General features: G+C 70.1%; 15 protein-coding genes. 11 read left to right on the forward strand and 4 right to left on the reverse strand.

Features of this window, described 5'->3' with window-relative positions; genetic code table 11:
• Positions 1-66 precede the first annotated feature (66 nt).
• Positions 67-1,686, forward strand: coding sequence for an EAL domain-containing protein (locus B5X82_RS15420; RefSeq protein ID WP_079649037.1), 1,620 nt, complete (start codon positions 67-69; stop codon positions 1,684-1,686).
• Here B5X82_RS15420 and B5X82_RS15425 read toward each other — a convergent pair.
• The 3 genes from B5X82_RS15425 to B5X82_RS15435 are packed head-to-tail and all read right to left on the reverse strand — an operon-like array spanning position 1,596 to position 4,787.
• Positions 1,596-2,876 (reverse strand): cyanate transporter, encoded by a 1,281-nt coding sequence (locus B5X82_RS15425; protein ID WP_079649038.1) that lies wholly within the window; start codon positions 2,874-2,876, stop codon positions 1,596-1,598. The genes B5X82_RS15420 and B5X82_RS15425 overlap by 91 nt on opposite strands.
• A complete protein-coding gene (locus B5X82_RS15430; RefSeq protein WP_079649039.1) occupies positions 2,842-3,339 on the reverse strand; it encodes a nucleoside deaminase in 498 nt (165 codons plus the stop codon). Before B5X82_RS15430 ends, B5X82_RS15425 begins: the two co-directional genes overlap by 35 nt.
• Positions 3,336-4,787 carry an amidohydrolase family protein gene (locus B5X82_RS15435; RefSeq protein WP_079649040.1) on the reverse strand — a complete coding sequence of 484 codons (1,452 nt, stop codon included), beginning with the start codon at positions 4,785-4,787 and terminating at the stop codon, positions 3,336-3,338. Before B5X82_RS15435 ends, B5X82_RS15430 begins: the two co-directional genes overlap by 4 nt.
• 105 nt (positions 4,788-4,892) lie before the next feature.
• On the opposite strand from B5X82_RS15435, the gene B5X82_RS15440 reads away from it, so the two are divergent.
• Entirely contained in the window at positions 4,893-5,744 is an 852-nt protein-coding gene (locus B5X82_RS15440) for a LysR family transcriptional regulator (RefSeq protein ID WP_079649041.1), read from the forward strand.
• A 9-nt stretch (positions 5,745-5,753) separates the two neighbouring features.
• On the opposite strand, the gene B5X82_RS15445 is transcribed toward B5X82_RS15440, so the two are convergent.
• A complete protein-coding gene (locus tag B5X82_RS15445; RefSeq protein WP_079649042.1) occupies positions 5,754-6,788 on the reverse strand; it encodes a quinone-dependent dihydroorotate dehydrogenase in 1,035 nt (344 codons plus the stop codon).
• Positions 6,789-6,963: 175 nt separating this feature from the next.
• On the opposite strand from B5X82_RS15445, the gene B5X82_RS15450 reads away from it, so the two are divergent.
• The 9 genes from B5X82_RS15450 (at position 6,964) to dapD (ending at position 14,509) form a co-directional block, all read left to right on the forward strand.
• Positions 6,964-7,368 carry an SUF system Fe-S cluster assembly regulator gene (locus tag B5X82_RS15450; protein ID WP_012049121.1) on the forward strand — a complete coding sequence of 135 codons (405 nt, stop codon included), beginning with the start codon at positions 6,964-6,966 and terminating at the stop codon, positions 7,366-7,368.
• 3 nt (positions 7,369-7,371) lie between these two features.
• On the forward strand, positions 7,372-8,844 hold the full coding sequence (gene sufB / locus B5X82_RS15455) for a Fe-S cluster assembly protein SufB (RefSeq protein WP_012049120.1): 1,473 nt from the start codon (positions 7,372-7,374) through the stop codon (positions 8,842-8,844).
• A 39-nt stretch (positions 8,845-8,883) separates the two neighbouring features.
• Complete coding sequence (gene sufC / locus B5X82_RS15460; RefSeq protein ID WP_079649043.1) at positions 8,884-9,627, forward strand: Fe-S cluster assembly ATPase SufC; 744 nt, start codon at positions 8,884-8,886, stop codon at positions 9,625-9,627.
• Between the two features lie 115 nt (positions 9,628-9,742).
• Entirely contained in the window at positions 9,743-10,828 is a 1,086-nt protein-coding gene (locus B5X82_RS15465; RefSeq protein WP_079649044.1) for a SufB/SufD family protein, read from the forward strand.
• A complete protein-coding gene (locus B5X82_RS15470) occupies positions 10,825-12,039 on the forward strand; it encodes a cysteine desulfurase (RefSeq protein WP_079649045.1) in 1,215 nt (404 codons plus the stop codon). Before B5X82_RS15465 ends, B5X82_RS15470 begins: the two co-directional genes overlap by 4 nt.
• 13 nt (positions 12,040-12,052) lie before the next feature.
• Entirely contained in the window at positions 12,053-12,532 is a 480-nt protein-coding gene (locus B5X82_RS15475) for an SUF system Fe-S cluster assembly protein (RefSeq protein WP_079649101.1), read from the forward strand.
• 66 nt (positions 12,533-12,598) lie between these two features.
• Positions 12,599-12,952, forward strand: a complete 354-nt coding sequence (locus B5X82_RS15480) for a HesB/IscA family protein (protein ID WP_079649046.1) — start codon at positions 12,599-12,601, stop codon at positions 12,950-12,952.
• Between the two features lie 64 nt (positions 12,953-13,016).
• Complete coding sequence (locus B5X82_RS15485) at positions 13,017-13,688, forward strand: pyrimidine 5'-nucleotidase (RefSeq protein WP_079649047.1); 672 nt, start codon at positions 13,017-13,019, stop codon at positions 13,686-13,688.
• A complete protein-coding gene (gene dapD / locus B5X82_RS15490) occupies positions 13,685-14,509 on the forward strand; it encodes a 2,3,4,5-tetrahydropyridine-2,6-dicarboxylate N-succinyltransferase (protein ID WP_079649048.1) in 825 nt (274 codons plus the stop codon). The genes B5X82_RS15485 and dapD overlap by 4 nt, the downstream gene beginning before the upstream one ends.
• Positions 14,510-14,526 lie beyond the last annotated feature (17 nt).

Below are 14,526 nucleotides of genomic sequence, written 5' to 3' on the forward strand. Positions count from 1 at the left end.
AGGAATGTCTTTGCCTAATCACCGCCATCGGCGTCAGGATGACCCCGACTCGGGACGGGGCAGCCGATGCGAAGACGGACGATCCTCATTGTCGCGGCCTGCCTCGCCATCCTGGCGGGGCTGCTGCCGATGGTCGCCGTCGCCCATCTGCTGCGCGTCCGGGCGATCGCGGCCGAGCAGCGGCACATGGCGGAATATGCCCGCTGGACGCTAATGCGTACGAAGCGGGTGTTCGCCGACGCGCGGCGGGTGCTGATCGAGGCCGAGACGCGGCCCGGGACCGAATGCTCCCCCGATCATGTCGCGCAGCTGCGCCAGATCGCGATGGACGCGCGCAACGTCGAGGATATCGGCTATTTCCGCGATGGCCGCCTCGTCTGCACCAGTCTCGGCCCGATCCGCCAGCACGTCCCCCGCACGCCGCCCGACGTCGATCTGGGCGGGGGCTTCGCCCTCGTCCTCCACATCGAGCCGCGCACCTTCCGCAGCCAGCCGATGCTGGCGATGAGCCATGACGGCTATACCGCGCTGATCAAGCCCGAACGGCTGGTCGACGTCCTGACCGACAGCCATATGACGCTCGGCATCGCCGCCGGGCCGGGGCGGCTGATCGCCATGTCGGGCAAGGGCGATCCGCGGCTGCTCCGCATCCTGACGGCGGGCGCGGCGGCGGGAATCGATGAACGCCATGTCTTCGCGTCGCTGCGCGAGCCGCCACTGACCGCCTTCGCGTTCAGCGACCGCGCCCAGGCGCTCGGCCGGCTGCGCAACGACTATCTGCTGCTGCTGCCGATGGGCCTGCTCGTCTCGACCGTGCTGGTCGGGATCGTCATCTGGGTGTCGCGGCAGCGGCTGTCGCCCGAGAAGGAACTGGCGATCGCGATCCGCAGGCGCGAATTCGTCGTGCATTACCAGCCGATCATCGACCTTTCGAACGGCCGCTGCGTCGCCGCCGAGGCGCTGCTGCGCTGGCGCCGGCCCGACGGCCGCTGGATCAGGCCCGACCTGTTCATCCCGCTCGCCGAGGACACCGGGCTGATCTCTCCGCTCACCGACCTGCTGATCGAACGGGTGATCGAGGACCAGGCGGAGCTGCTGCGCGCCGACCGCGGCCTCCACATATCGATCAACATCTCCGCGCGCGACCTGGAGAGCGGACGCTTCCTGCCGGTGCTGAGCGACGCGGTGGCGCGGTCGGGGATCGAACCGTCGCAAATCTGGATCGAGGCGACCGAACAGGGCTTCATCCGCGCCGAGATCGCGGCAAGCGCGATCAAGGCGGCGCGCGCGGCGGGGCACATGGTCGCGATCGACGATTTCGGTACCGGCTATTCGAGCCTGTCGCTGCTCCAGGGATTGCCGCTCGACGCGCTCAAGATCGACAAGTCGTTCGTCGAGGCGATCGCCACCGACGCCGCGACCAGCGTGGTGACGCCGCACATCATCGACATGGCGCATGGGCTGAAGCTGCGCATCATCGCCGAAGGCGTCGAGACGCGCGAGCAGGAGGCCTATCTCAGGGCCGCGGGAGTCCCGCTCGCACAGGGATGGCTCTATTCGCGGGCGTTGCCGGCCGCCGAATTCGCAGCCTTCCGTCAGGGCCGCAACGCCGAGGGAGACGACAGCTCCACCGATGCCGGCCGGGGCCATGCAGGATCGGGCGACGGCGCCATCACGGCGCGATAGGAGTCGGGGCGCAGGCGCAGGGTCAATCCCGCGACCAGTCCGATCTCGGCGAGGTGGAGCAGCCAGCCCGCCGCGAAACCGCCGGTCCGATCGTGCAGCACCGCCACCACCCAGGGCGCCGCCCCGGCAATCAGGAAACCGCCGCCCTGCATCAGCGCGGCGAGCGCGCCGGCGTCGGCGGGCCGGGGGAGATGGTCGAGCGCGACGACCAGGGTGAGCGCGAAGCAACCGCCGAGCCCCGCCCCGGCGCAGCACGCCCAGAGCAGCGGCGCGGCGGCTGGCGCGGCCGCCAGCCCGGCGAAACCGCCGGCCTGGAGCGCCATGGTCAGCCATAGCCAGGGGCGCCGGTCGCGGTGGCGGCGCGCGAGCAGCGGGCAGAGCAGGGCCGCGACCGCCTGGCTCGCCGCCATCGCCGCGAGCAGCCGGCCGCTCGCCGCGGCGGTCCAGCCATGCTCCTGGTAGAAGGGCGACAGCCAGGCGACGACCGTCGAATAACCGCCGTTGACCAGCCCGAAGCTCGCCATCAGCAGCCAGGTGCGCGGGCGCCGCAGCAGCAGGCCGACGGGCGGCGCCTCGCCCCGCACCGGCGCCTCGCCCCTGGGGATCGCGACCAGCGCGGCGACCAGCGCCGCGAGCGCGGGGAGGCCGAGCCAGCCGATCCCGACCCGCCAGCTTCCGGCGGCGGAGGCGATCAGCGGCGAAAGCTGCGCGCCGACCGCGCCGCCACCCATCAGCATCGCCGAATAGAGCCCCATCGCCAGCGGCAGCCGATCGGGGAAATGACGCTTCAATATGCCGGGGAACACCGCCTGGATCACGGCGACGCCGAGCCCGAGCAGCGCGGCGGTGCCGATCAGCCCGGCGGTGCTGCCCGCGACCAGGCGGAGCAGCGAGCCGAGCGCGAGCAGCGCGAGCGACGCGACCACCGCGCGGCGGGCGCCGACCGCCGCCTCGACCGCTGGCCCGAGGAAGGCGAGCACCCCCATCAGCAGCATCGGCACCAGGGTGAGCGACGCCAGCACCTGCAGCGTCATGCCGGTATCGGTCCGGATGCCGCCGGCGAGCGGGCCGACCGCGGTCAGGAAAGGACGGAGGTTGAGCCCGACCAGCACCACCGCGACGAGCAGCGGCCATCGCCGCGGGTCACGCCCCGCGTCACGCAAGGTCGCGCCGCCGCTGCCATTCGGCATAGATGTCGGGCCGCTCCGCACCGTCGACCGGCCGGTGGCGGACCGCCATCGCCTGCTCGCCGGCGGGACGGCCGAGATCGGCGAGGATCGCGGCCTGGACGGCGGCGGTCGACAGGCCGAACGGCTCGCCGTCCTCGTTCGAATAGGCATAGGCGACCGCGCCGATCCCGGCCATCCGCATCGCCGCCATGCACATCGGGCAGGGGTGGCCGCTGGCATAGACGGTGCAACCGCTGAGGTCGGGCGTGGCGAGCCGGCGCGCCGCAGCGCGGATCGCGCCAAGCTCGGCATGGGCGGTGGGATCGTTGGTGGCGAGAATCTCGTTGACGCCGACGGCGACGATCGCGCCGTCCTTCACCACCACCGCACCGAACGGCCGGCCGCCCTGCGCGACATTGTCGCGGGCCAGTTCGATCGCGGCGCGCAGGAAGCCCTGCTCCGCGTCGGTCGACGACTTTGTCATTGCACTGCCCCGGCATCCCAGCGCGCGACCTTCGCCCGCGCCTCGGCGAGCAGCCGGTCGAGCGCGGCGCGATCATGCGCGATGCCGCGCAGCACCACCGTGTCGACCGACCGGGTCGCGTGGATGTCCTCGAGCGGGTTGCGGTCGAGCAGCACCAGGTCGGCCTGCTTGCCCGCCTCGACCGAGCCGTAGCGGTCGAGCTTGCCGAACCAGGCCGGGCCGGCGCGGGTCGCGGCCGACAGCGCCTGCGCCGGGGTCAGGCCGTTCTCGACATAGAGCGCCAGTTCCTGGTGCAGGCCGAGCGCGGGATAGTCGAACGAGTTGAGGAAGCCCGCGTCGGTGCCGGCCATGATCGTCACCCCCGCCTTCGCCAGCATCGGCAGCACGGCGGCGGTCTGGCGATACTCGCGGTGGCGCGCCTCGATCTGTTCCGGGGTCGCCTTGGCGGCGCGGTCGATCCGCCACTGATAGGTCTTGCGCAGCCCCGGCCCGACGTAGGCGAGGAACGGGTCCTTCGAATGATCGTCGCTGTCGAGGAAGGCGAGCGTGCGTTCGATGTTGAGGGTCGGCGTGACGAACACCTGACGGTCGCGCAGCGTCCGGTAGGCGGCCATCGCAGTCGCTTCGTCGAACCCGGCATCGAGCCGCGCCTGCGCCTCGGCGCGGGTGATGCGGCCGGCGGCGACATCGGCGGCGATCGCCGCCTCGTCCTTCACCCCGGCCTTGTAGGCATAGCTGAGATGCTCGATCGAGCTGATCCCGGCATCGACCGCCTGGCCGACCGTCAGCGCCATCGGGATGTGCCCCGAGGCGCGCAGCCCCGCCGCGCGCACCCGGCGAACGGCGTAGAGGAACAGGTCGGGCTTGAGGGTGCTGTCGGTGATCTTGACGAAGTCGACGCCGAGCCCGGCCAGCTTGTCGACCGCCGCGTCGACATCGGCTTCGGAACCGGTTTCGAGCGTGCCCTTCCAGACCGGCTTGATTCCTTCGATCTTGGGTCCCGAGCTGAGCAGGGTCGGGCCGAACAGCGTGCCGTCGGCGATCTCGCGGCGCCAGTGCAGCACCTCGTTCGGCAGATCGCCCGACGCGTCGCGGACGGTGGTGACGCCATAGGCGACGTAGAGCGGCAGCAACGCCTTGTTCTCTTCGGCCAGCGCTGGGCCGCCGCCGAAATGGACGTGCATGTCCCACAGGCCGGGGATCAGGTAGCGGCCCTTCGCCTCGATCCGCCGGGGCGCGGTCCACGCCTTGGCCACCGCCGCATCGCCGCCGACCGCGACGATGCGGTCGCCCTTGATCGCCACCGCCTGGTCGGGAATCGGCCGGGCGCCCTCGACGTCGATCACCACCGCGTGGCGGATCAGCAGGTCGGCGGCCTGCTTCGCGGCGGCCGCCGGGATCGGTTGGAACGCCGCCGCCGCGGCCAGTGCGATCAGGAAAGCTTTCATCGTCTCATCCGGCTGGCAATGTCCTGGCGCGATTATCGTCGGCCTTGTCATCATGCGCAAATGGGATATCAGGATGATCATCATTCAGGATATGAATGGTGTTCGATGCTCGACCCCCGCCTGCTCCGCGCCTTCGTGGCGATCGCCGACCATCGCAGCTTCACCAGCGCCGCGGCGGCGCTCAACATGACCCAGTCGACGATCAGCCAGCAGCTCGCCCGGCTCGAGCAGGGCGTCGGGCGCGCGCTGATCGACCGGGCCGCGCGGCCGGTGCTGCCGACCCCGGCGGGCGAGCGGCTGCTCGGCCATGCCCGCCGCATCCTCGCGCTGCACGCCGAGGCGGAGCGGCTGCTGACCGACCCGGCCGGCACCCATCCGGTGCGGATCGGCATGCCCGACGACATCGCCACCCACGCGATGACCGGCGCGCTCGCCGCCTTCGCCGGGCAACATCGCGACATCCGGCTCGACGTGACGATCGGGCTCAGCCGCGAGCTGACCCGCCGCTACCATGGCGGCGAGCTCGACATCGTCGTGGTCAAGGAGGCCAGGCCGGGGCCCGACCACCGCATCAGCTTCGCCGAGCCGATGGCCTGGTACGAGGGGAGCGCCGCGCCCGACTGGCCCGATCCGATCCCGCTGGTCGCCTTCCCGGCCGGCGGCCTCTATCGCGACGAGATGTTCGCGCGGATCGAGCGCGAGGGACGCCGCTGGTATGTCGCGCTGACGTCGAGCAGCCTGTCGAGCGTGCTGGTCGCGGTCGAGACCGGGATGGGGATATCGCTGCTCCCCTGCCGATCGACGCTGGGCCGCGACCTACGCATCCACGCGCCGCTGGGACGCGAGCGGCCGATGGCGGTGTCGCTCTACGGCTGGGAGACGGCGGGGCCGATCGGCGAGCTCGCCGACCGGATGATCGCGGTCCTCGCCGGCCGCGACGGGGCGACCACCGAATAGGACGGGGCCTCAGCCCCGGCCGACCGCGTCTGCGATCGTCGCGAAGCCGTCGCGGTCGAGCAGCTCGACCAGGCCGGCGTTGATCCGCCTGGCGAGCCCCGGCCCCTCATAGACCAGCGCCGAATAGAGCTGGACGAGGCTGGCACCGGCGCGGATGCGGGCATAGGCGTCGGCGGCCGAGGCGATGCCGCCCGCCGCGATCAGCGGGATGGCGCCGCCGGTAGCCTTGCGGAAATCGACGAGCCGCTGCTGCGCCAGGTCGCGCAGCGGCGCGCCCGACAGGCCGCCGCTCTCGCCGGCATGCCGGCTACGCAGCGGCGGGCGCGAGATGGTGGTGTTCGAGACGATCAGCCCGTCGAGCCGCTGCGCCGCCGCGATCTCGGCGATGTCGTCGATGTCGGCGGGCTCCAGGTCGGGCGCGACCTTCAGGAAGACGGGCGGACCGCCTGCCGGCCGCGCCGCGGTCACCGCGTCGAGCAGCGCGGTCAGCGCGCCGCGATCCTGCAGCGCGCGCAGCCCCGGCGTGTTGGGCGAGGAGATGTTGACCGTCAGGTAGCGCGCCACCCCCGCCATTACCCGCACGCCGTTGGCATAGTCGGCGATGCGGTCGACGGCGTCCTTGTTGGCGCCGATGTTGACCCCGACGATGCCGGGGCGGTCGTTGCGGCGGAGCAGCCGTTCGAGCGCCGCCGCCTGGCCGCCATTGTTGAAGCCCATGCGGTTGATCACCGCGCGGTCCTCGACCAGCCGGAACAGGCGCGGGCGCGGATTGCCGGGCTGCGGGAAGGGGGTGAGCGTCCCCACCTCGGCGAAGCCGAAGCCCAGCGCGAGGATCGCGTCGGGCACCTGCGCGTCCTTGTCGAAGCCGGCGGCAAGCCCGACCGGATTGGGGAAGCGCAGCCCGGCGACCTCGATCGCGAGCCGCGGGTCCGACGCGGGCAGGCCCGTGCGCGGCCGGAGCCGCAACGCGCGGATCGTCGCGCGGTGGGCGCGTTCGGCCTCGAGGGTGAAGACCAGCGGACGGAGGGCGGCATAGAGCGACATGGACGCCCGCTTAGCGGGACATGCCCGCGCCGTCATGGGGGAAGTTGCTTCCTCCGCCGTCCCGCTTCCCTCCGCCGGGATGACGGGAAAAGGTGGATATCCACCCTTGACCTGAGCCGCGTCCGCGCCCATCTGCCCAATCGGATCGAATCAGTCCGATTGGGATCGAAACGCGATGCGCCTGTCCAGCCTGGCCGACTATGCGGTCGTCATGCTCTCCGCCGCCGCCCGCCACGGCGCCGGCGAACGGCTGACCGCGACGCTGCTGTCCGACGAGACCGGCGTGCCGCTGCCGACCGCGCAGAAGCTGATGGGGCGGCTCGCCCAGGCCGGCCTGCTCGCTTCGGCGCGCGGCACCGGCGGCGGCTTCCGCCTGGCGCGCGATCCCGGCGCGATCAGCCTCGCCGACATCGTCGAGGCGGTCGAGGGACCGATCGCCATGACCGCCTGCGTCGACGACCATCGTCACGACTGCGGGCTGGAGAGCGCCTGCCGCGTCAAGCCGCACTGGGGTGTCGTCAACGACACGATCCGCGGCGCGCTGGGCGGCGTGAGCCTCGCAACCCTGTCGAGGGCCTGAGATATGAGCGACGTGCGCAACAAGGCGGCCTTCGATGCCGCGGCCCGGGCCTCCAACTATGAATGGGGGTTCACCACCGACATCGAGCAGGACTTCGCGCCCAAGGGGCTGAGCGAGGAGACGGTCCGCTTCATCTCCGCCAAGAAGGGCGAGCCCGAATGGATGCTCGACTGGCGGCTCAAGGCCTATCGCCACTGGCTGACGATGACGCCGCCGGACTGGGCGAAGCTCGACGTGCCGCCGATCGACTATCAGGACGCCTATTATTACGCCGAGCCCAAGGCGAAGAAGGCGCTGGGCTCGCTCGACGAGGTCGATCCCGAGATCCTCAAGGTCTATGAGAAGCTCGGCATCCCGATCGAGGAGCAGAAGGTGCTCGCCGGGGTCGAGGGCGCGCGCAAGGTCGCGGTCGACGCGGTGTTCGACTCGGTCTCGGTCGCGACCACCTTCCGCGCCGAGCTGGAGAAGGCGGGCGTCATCTTCCGCTCGATCAGCGAGGCGATCCGCGACTATCCCGAGCTGGTCAGGAAGTGGCTCGGCAAGGTCGTGCCGATGCACGACAATTATTTCGCGGCGCTCAACTGCGCGGTCTTCTCCGACGGCACCTTCGTCTACATCCCGGAGGGCGTCCGCTGCCCGATGGAGCTGTCGACCTATTTCCGCATCAACGCCGAGAATACCGGCCAGTTCGAACGCACCCTGATCGTCGCCGACAAGGGCAGCCACGTCTCCTATCTGGAGGGCTGCACCGCGCCGATGCGCGACGAGAACCAGCTCCACGCCGCGGTGGTCGAGCTGGTCGCGCTCGACGATGCCGAGATCAAATATTCGACCGTCCAGAACTGGTATCCCGGCGATGCCGAGGGGCGCGGCGGCATCTACAACTTCGTCACCAAGCGCGCGCTGTGCCAGGGCCGCAATTCCAAGGTGAGCTGGACCCAGGTCGAGACCGGATCGGCGATCACCTGGAAATATCCGAGCTGCGTGCTGGCGGGCGAGAATTCGGTCGGCGAATTCTATTCGGTCGCGGTGACCAACAACCGCCAGCAGGCCGACACCGGCACCAAGATGATCCACCTCGGCAAGGGGTCGCGATCGACGATCGTGTCGAAGGGCATCTCGGCCGGGCGCAGCGACAACACCTATCGCGGCCTGGTCCGCGTCGCCCCGACCGCCGAAGGCGCCCGCAACTTCACCCAGTGCGACAGCCTGCTGCTCGGCGACCGCTGCGGCGCGCACACCGTCCCCTATATCGAGGTGAAGAACCCGTCGGCGCAGATCGAGCATGAGGCGACCACCTCGAAGATCAGCGACGACCAGCTCTTCTACGCGATGTCGCGCGGGCTCGACCAGGAGGCGTCGGTGGCGCTGATCGTCAACGGTTTCGCCAAGGAGGTGCTCCAGCAGCTCCCCATGGAGTTCGCGGTCGAGGCGCAGAAGCTGCTCGGCATCTCGCTGGAGGGCAGCGTTGGCTGATCCCTTCCCCCGCAACCGTCACCCCGCTGGAAAGTAACAATGCTCAAGATCGAGAACCTCCACGCCGACGTCGATGGCAAGGCCATCCTCAAGGGGCTGTCGCTGACGATCAATCCGGGCGAGATCCATGCGATCATGGGGCCGAACGGCGCGGGCAAGTCGACGCTCAGCTATGTGCTGGCGGGGCGCCCCGGCTATGAGGTGACGGACGGCAGCGTGACCTTCCAGGGCGAGGACCTGCTCGACAAGGAACCGCATGAGCGCGCCGCCGCCGGCGTCTTCCTCGGCTTCCAGTATCCGGTCGAGATCCCCGGCGTCTCCAACGTCCAGTTCCTGCGCGAGGCGCTCAACGCGCAGCGCCGGCTGCGGGGCGAGGAGCCGCTGTCGGGCGGCGACTTCCTCAAGCGCGCGCGGGCCCAGGCCGACGCGCTCGGCCTCAGCATGGACATGCTCAAGCGGCCGGTGAACGTCGGCTTCTCGGGCGGCGAGAAGAAGCGCAACGAGATGGTGCAGATGGGGATCATCGACCCCACGCTCGCGATCCTCGACGAGACCGATTCGGGCCTCGACATCGACGCGCTGCGCACCGTCGGCCACGGCATCAACACGATCATGCGCAAGCCCGACAAGGCGGTGCTGCTTATCACCCATTATCAGCGCCTTCTCGACTATGTGAAACCCGACTTCGTCCATGTCCTGGCGGCGGGCCGCATCGTCCGCACCGGCGGCGCGGATTTGGCGCTCGAGCTCGAGCGCGAGGGCTACGGGGCGATCGCGGCGTGAGGACGGGCATCTTCTTCCGTCATGCTGAACTGGTTTCAGCATCCACTCCTCCGCGAGCGCTGGCGCCTGTGGCCTGGTGGATCCTGAAACAAGTTCAGGATGACGGGGTGGGGAAATGAGCGTGCTCACCCTCCCCTCGACCCGTGAGGAAGCGTGGCGCTGGTCCGACCTGTCGGGCCTCGAAGCGCTGTCCGCCGCCCACGCCACGGGCGTCGCCGCCGACCTCGATTCGCACTGGATCGGCGACGGGCCCCGCCTGCTGTTCGTCGACGGGCGGCTCGACGCCGGCCGCAGCCGGCCGGGCCCGGTGACGGTCGGCACGGTCGACGCGGCCTCGACCCATCCTCTCGCGCGGCTCGCCGGCGGCGACGGCTGGACGCTGGCGGTCCACAAGGACGGCGCGACGCCACCGGGCGCGATCGAGATCGTCCATGTCGCGACCGGCGGCGCGAGCCACGTCCCGGCGCGGATCGTGATGGCCGAGGATGCGCAGGCGAGCATCGTCGAGACCTATGTGGGCGACGGCTGGGCCAACCGGCTGACCCGGATCGAACTGGGCCGATCGGCGCGGCTGATGCGGGCGATCCGGCTGGTCCAGGGATCGGGCTTCACCTCGCTGCGCGACGAAGCGGTGCTCGGCGCGGGCGCGAGCCTCGTCACCACCATCCTGGGTGCGGGCGCGGGCGGCAGCCGGCTCGACGCCTTCGTCACCCTCGACGGCGCCGGCGCCTATGCCGAGCATGGCGGCGCGCTGCTCGCTCGCGACAGCCAGCGCCACGATGCCGCGGTGGTCGTCCGCCACGCCGAGCCCGAGGGCACCAGCCGCCAGCTCTGGCGCGCGGTCGCCGACGACCAGGCGACGACGAGCATGGCGGCGCGGGTCGAGGTCGCCCGCGACGCGCAGAAGACCGACGGCGAGCAGAGCCTGCGCGGGCTGATGCTCAAGCGCACCGCGACGGTGAACCTGAAGCCCGAGCTGGAGATCTTCGCCGACGATGTGAAGTGCGCCCATGGCGCGACGGTCGGCGAGCTGGACGCGCAGGCGCTGTTCTACATGACGTCGCGCGGCATCACCCCCGATCGCGCCCGCGCGCTGCTGACTCAGGCGTTCATCGCCGACGCGCTGTCGCGGATCGGCGACGAACCGGTCCGCGACGCCTTCCAGGCCGCGGCCGAAGCCTGGCTGGAGGAGCGGATATGAGCAGCGTCGTCGACATCGCCGAGCTGAGCCGCCGCGCCGATTTCCCGGCGATCCCGGACGGCTGGCACTATCTCGACACCGCAGCGACCGCGCAGAAGCCGCAGGCGGTGATCGACGCGATCGCCCAGGCCTATGGCCGCGACTATGCGACCGTCCATCGCGGCGTCTATCGCCGCTCGGCCGACATGACGATCGCCTATGAGGCGGCGCGCCAGCGGGTCGCCCGCTTCCTCAACGCCCGCAGCGCCGACGAGGTGGTGTTCGTGCGCGGCGCGACCGAGGCGATCAACCTCGTCGCGCAGAGCTGGGGCGTCGCCACCCTGAAGCCCGGCGACCGCGTCCTGCTGTCGCAGCTCGAGCATCATTCGAACATCGTGCCCTGGCAGCTCATCCAGGAGCGGACCGGCATCGAAATCGACGTCTGCCCGCTCACCGCCGACGGCCGCATCGACCTCGACGCGGCCGAGGCGATGCTGACCGAACGCCACAAGCTGGTCGCGTTCGCCCATGTCTCGAACGTGCTCGGCTCGGTGCTCGACGCCCGCCGCGCAACCGAGCTGGCACATCGGGTCGGCGCGAAAATCCTGATCGACGGCTGCCAGGCGGTGCCGCGGATCGGCGCGGATGTGGCGGCGATCGGGTGCGACTTCTACGTTTTCTCGGGCCACAAGCTCTACGGGCCGACCGGGATCGGCGTGCTGTGGGCGAAGGCCGAGCTGCTCTACGCGATGCCGCCCTATCAGGGCGGCGGATCGATGATCGACCGGGTCACCTTCGGCAGGACGACCTGGGCGCCCGCCCCGCAGCGGTTCGAGGCGGGGACGCCCAACATCGTCGGCGCGCTCGGCCTCCACGCCGCGATCGACTATGTCGAATCGATCGGCCTGCCCTTCATCCACGCGCATGAGGCGGCGCTGGTGCGCAAGGCGCGCGCGGCGCTGTCGGGGATCAACAGCGTGCGGCTGTTCGGGCCCGAGGACTCGGCGGGCATCGTCTCCTTCGCGATCGAGGGGGTGCATCCGCACGACATCGGCACCATATTGGACGAGGAAGGCGTGGCGATCCGGGCCGGGCACCATTGCGCCCAGCCGCTGATGGAGCTTCTCGACGTTCCGGCCACCGCGCGGGCGAGCTTCGGCATCTACAATGACGATGACGACGTCGCCGCGCTGGCGCGGGGAATCGAACGGGTGACGCGGATTTTCGGGTGAGATGGACGAAGCGATGAACGAGACGGGGAAGATCGAGATCGAAGAGGTCGACGCGGTGCCGCCGCCGCCCAAGGCGCGCGTCGACGCGGCGACGGACGCGGGCGCGGCGGACGAGAGCGCGCGCAAGCCCGACTATCTCGAAGGCTTCCTGTCGCAGAAGCCCGCCGAGGCGGGCACCGGCGAGCCGGGCGGCGATGTCTACGAGGGCGTGATCGCCGCGCTCAAGGAGATCTACGACCCCGAGATCCCGGTGAACATCTACGAGCTGGGGCTGATCTACGGGGTCGACATCACCGCCGACAACCATGTCGTGGTGACGATGACCCTGACCACCCCGCATTGCCCGGTCGCCGAATCGATGCCGGGCGAGGTCGAGCTGCGCGTCGGCGCGGTGCCGGGGGTCGGATCGGCCGAGGTCAACCTGGTCTGGGACCCGCCGTGGGACCCACAGAAGATGTCGGACGAGGCCAAGCTCGAACTGGGGATGTTGTAAGGTGAAACAACCCTTCCCACATGATTCGCAGGGGTCTCGGGGTGAATGGGTTTGGAGTTTGAACCGATGACGACGACCACCCGCCCGCGCCCCGCCGCGCTGATCCTGACGCCGTCGGCCGAGGCGCGCATCGCCACGCTGATGGCGGCCGCGCCCGAAGGCACGATCGGCGTCAAGCTGTCGACCCCGCGCCGCGGCTGCTCGGGCCTCGCCTATTCGGTCGACTATGTCACCGAGGCCGACCCGTTCGACGAGCGGATCGAGACCCCAGGCGGCACCTTCTACGTCGACGGCGGATCGCTGCTCTACCTGATCGGCTCGACGATGGACTGGGTCGAGGACGACTTCACCGCCGGCTTCGTCTTCGCCAACCCCAACGCCAAGGGCAGCTGCGGCTGCGGCGAGAGCTTCACGGTCTAGCCCCCCTTTCAAGGGAGGGGGAATGAAGTTGCCTCCACCTTCCCCAGAGGCTACTCGCCCGGCCATGCCGCCCGCGCTCGACCATATCGATGCCTGGATCTTCGATCTGGACAACACGCTCTACCCGGCGTCGGCGGACCTGTTCGGGCTGATCGACGTGCGGATGGGCCTCTATGTCGAGCGGCTGCTGGGGGTCGATCCGGCCGAGGCCAAGCGCATCCAGAAGCAGTTGTTCCGCGAGCACGGCACCACCCTGTCGGGGCTGATGCACAGCCACGCGATCGACCCGCACGAATTCCTCGCCTTCGTCCACGACATCGAGATGGACGTGCTCGCCGAGGACAAGAAGCTGGTGAACGCGATCGCGAAGCTGCCCGGCCGCAAGCTGATCTTCACAAACGGCGATGCCGACTATGCCGGCCGGGTGCTCCAGCGGCTCGGCCTCTCGAAAAGCTTCGAGGCGATCCACGACATCCACGCCTGCGCCTATCAGCCCAAGCCGCAGGCGGCGAGCTACGCATCGATGGTCGAGGCGTTCGGCGTCAACCCGGCGACCTCGCTGTTCGTCGAGGACATGGCCCGCAACCTGAAGCCCGCCAAGGCGATCGGCATGACCACGGTGTGGGTCAACAACGGTTCCGAGTTCGGCAACCACGAGGCCGACGCCAGCTTCATCGATATCGAGATACACGACGTCGGCCACTGGCTCGACGAACTCACAAGGGGAATGGAATGAGCGGCGATCTGCAGACGGTGATCGAGAAGGCGTGGGACGAGCGCGAGGGCGTCACCTTCTCGACCAGGGGCGAGGTGCGGGACGCGGTCGAGACCGCGCTCGGCCTGCTCGATTCGGGCGAACGCCGCGTCGCCGAGAAGGGCGCTGATGGCTGGACCGTCAACCAGTGGCTCAAGAAGGCGGTGCTGCTCTCCTTCCGCCTCAACGACATGGAGCTGATTCCCGGCGGGCCCGGCGGCGCGAGCTGGTGGGACAAGGTCCCGTCGAAGTTCGCCAAGTGGGGCGAGGCCGAGTTCCGCGCCGCCGGCTTCCGCGCGGTGCCGGGATCGATCGTCCGCCGCGGCGCGCACATCGCCAAGGGCGCGGTGCTGATGCCGAGCTTCGTCAACCTCGGCGCCTATGTCGGCGAGAACACGATGGTCGACACCTGGGCGACGGTCGGCAGCTGCGCGCAGATCGGCAGCAACGTCCACCTGTCGGGCGGCGTCGGCATCGGCGGCGTGCTCGAGCCGCTCCAGGCCGGCCCGGTGGTGATCGAGGACGACTGCTTCATCGGCGCCCGCTCCGAGGTCGCCGAGGGCGTGGTGGTCGAGCAGGGCGCGGTGCTGTCGATGGGCGTCTATCTCGGCGCCTCGACCAAGATCGTCGACCGCGCGACCGGCGAGGTCTTCGTCGGCCGCGTGCCGAGCTATGCGGTGGTCGTCCCCGGCACGCTGCCCGGCAAGGACGGCGGACCGGGCCTCTACTGCGCCGTGATCGTCAAGCGCGTCGACGCCCAGACCCGCTCCAAGACCGGGATCAACGAGCTGCTGCGGGATTGAACGAACTCCCCCTCCCT

It is taken from the genome of Rhizorhabdus histidinilytica (genome assembly GCF_900167915.1).
In the GTDB taxonomy this organism is placed as follows: domain Bacteria; phylum Pseudomonadota; class Alphaproteobacteria; order Sphingomonadales; family Sphingomonadaceae; genus Rhizorhabdus; species Rhizorhabdus histidinilytica.

Coding starts and splice junctions, on each gene's coding strand:
- B5X82_RS15420 (WP_079649037.1), top strand. CDS start 67: ATGCGAAGACGGACGATCCTCATTGTCGCGGCCTGCCTCGCCATCCTG.
- B5X82_RS15425 (WP_079649038.1), bottom strand. CDS start 2,876: ATGCCGAATGGCAGCGGCGGCGCGACCTTGCGTGACGCGGGGCGTGAC.
- B5X82_RS15430 (WP_079649039.1), bottom strand. CDS start 3,339: ATGACAAAGTCGTCGACCGACGCGGAGCAGGGCTTCCTGCGCGCCGCG.
- B5X82_RS15435 (WP_079649040.1), bottom strand. CDS start 4,787: ATGAAAGCTTTCCTGATCGCACTGGCCGCGGCGGCGGCGTTCCAACCG.
- B5X82_RS15440 (WP_079649041.1), top strand. CDS start 4,893: ATGCTCGACCCCCGCCTGCTCCGCGCCTTCGTGGCGATCGCCGACCAT.
- B5X82_RS15445 (WP_079649042.1), bottom strand. CDS start 6,788: ATGTCGCTCTATGCCGCCCTCCGTCCGCTGGTCTTCACCCTCGAGGCC.
- B5X82_RS15450 (WP_012049121.1), top strand. CDS start 6,964: ATGCGCCTGTCCAGCCTGGCCGACTATGCGGTCGTCATGCTCTCCGCC.
- sufB (WP_012049120.1), top strand. CDS start 7,372: ATGAGCGACGTGCGCAACAAGGCGGCCTTCGATGCCGCGGCCCGGGCC.
- sufC (WP_079649043.1), top strand. CDS start 8,884: ATGCTCAAGATCGAGAACCTCCACGCCGACGTCGATGGCAAGGCCATC.
- B5X82_RS15465 (WP_079649044.1), top strand. CDS start 9,743: ATGAGCGTGCTCACCCTCCCCTCGACCCGTGAGGAAGCGTGGCGCTGG.
- B5X82_RS15470 (WP_079649045.1), top strand. CDS start 10,825: ATGAGCAGCGTCGTCGACATCGCCGAGCTGAGCCGCCGCGCCGATTTC.
- B5X82_RS15475 (WP_079649101.1), top strand. CDS start 12,053: ATGAACGAGACGGGGAAGATCGAGATCGAAGAGGTCGACGCGGTGCCG.
- B5X82_RS15480 (WP_079649046.1), top strand. CDS start 12,599: ATGACGACGACCACCCGCCCGCGCCCCGCCGCGCTGATCCTGACGCCG.
- B5X82_RS15485 (WP_079649047.1), top strand. CDS start 13,017: ATGCCGCCCGCGCTCGACCATATCGATGCCTGGATCTTCGATCTGGAC.
- dapD (WP_079649048.1), top strand. CDS start 13,685: ATGAGCGGCGATCTGCAGACGGTGATCGAGAAGGCGTGGGACGAGCGC.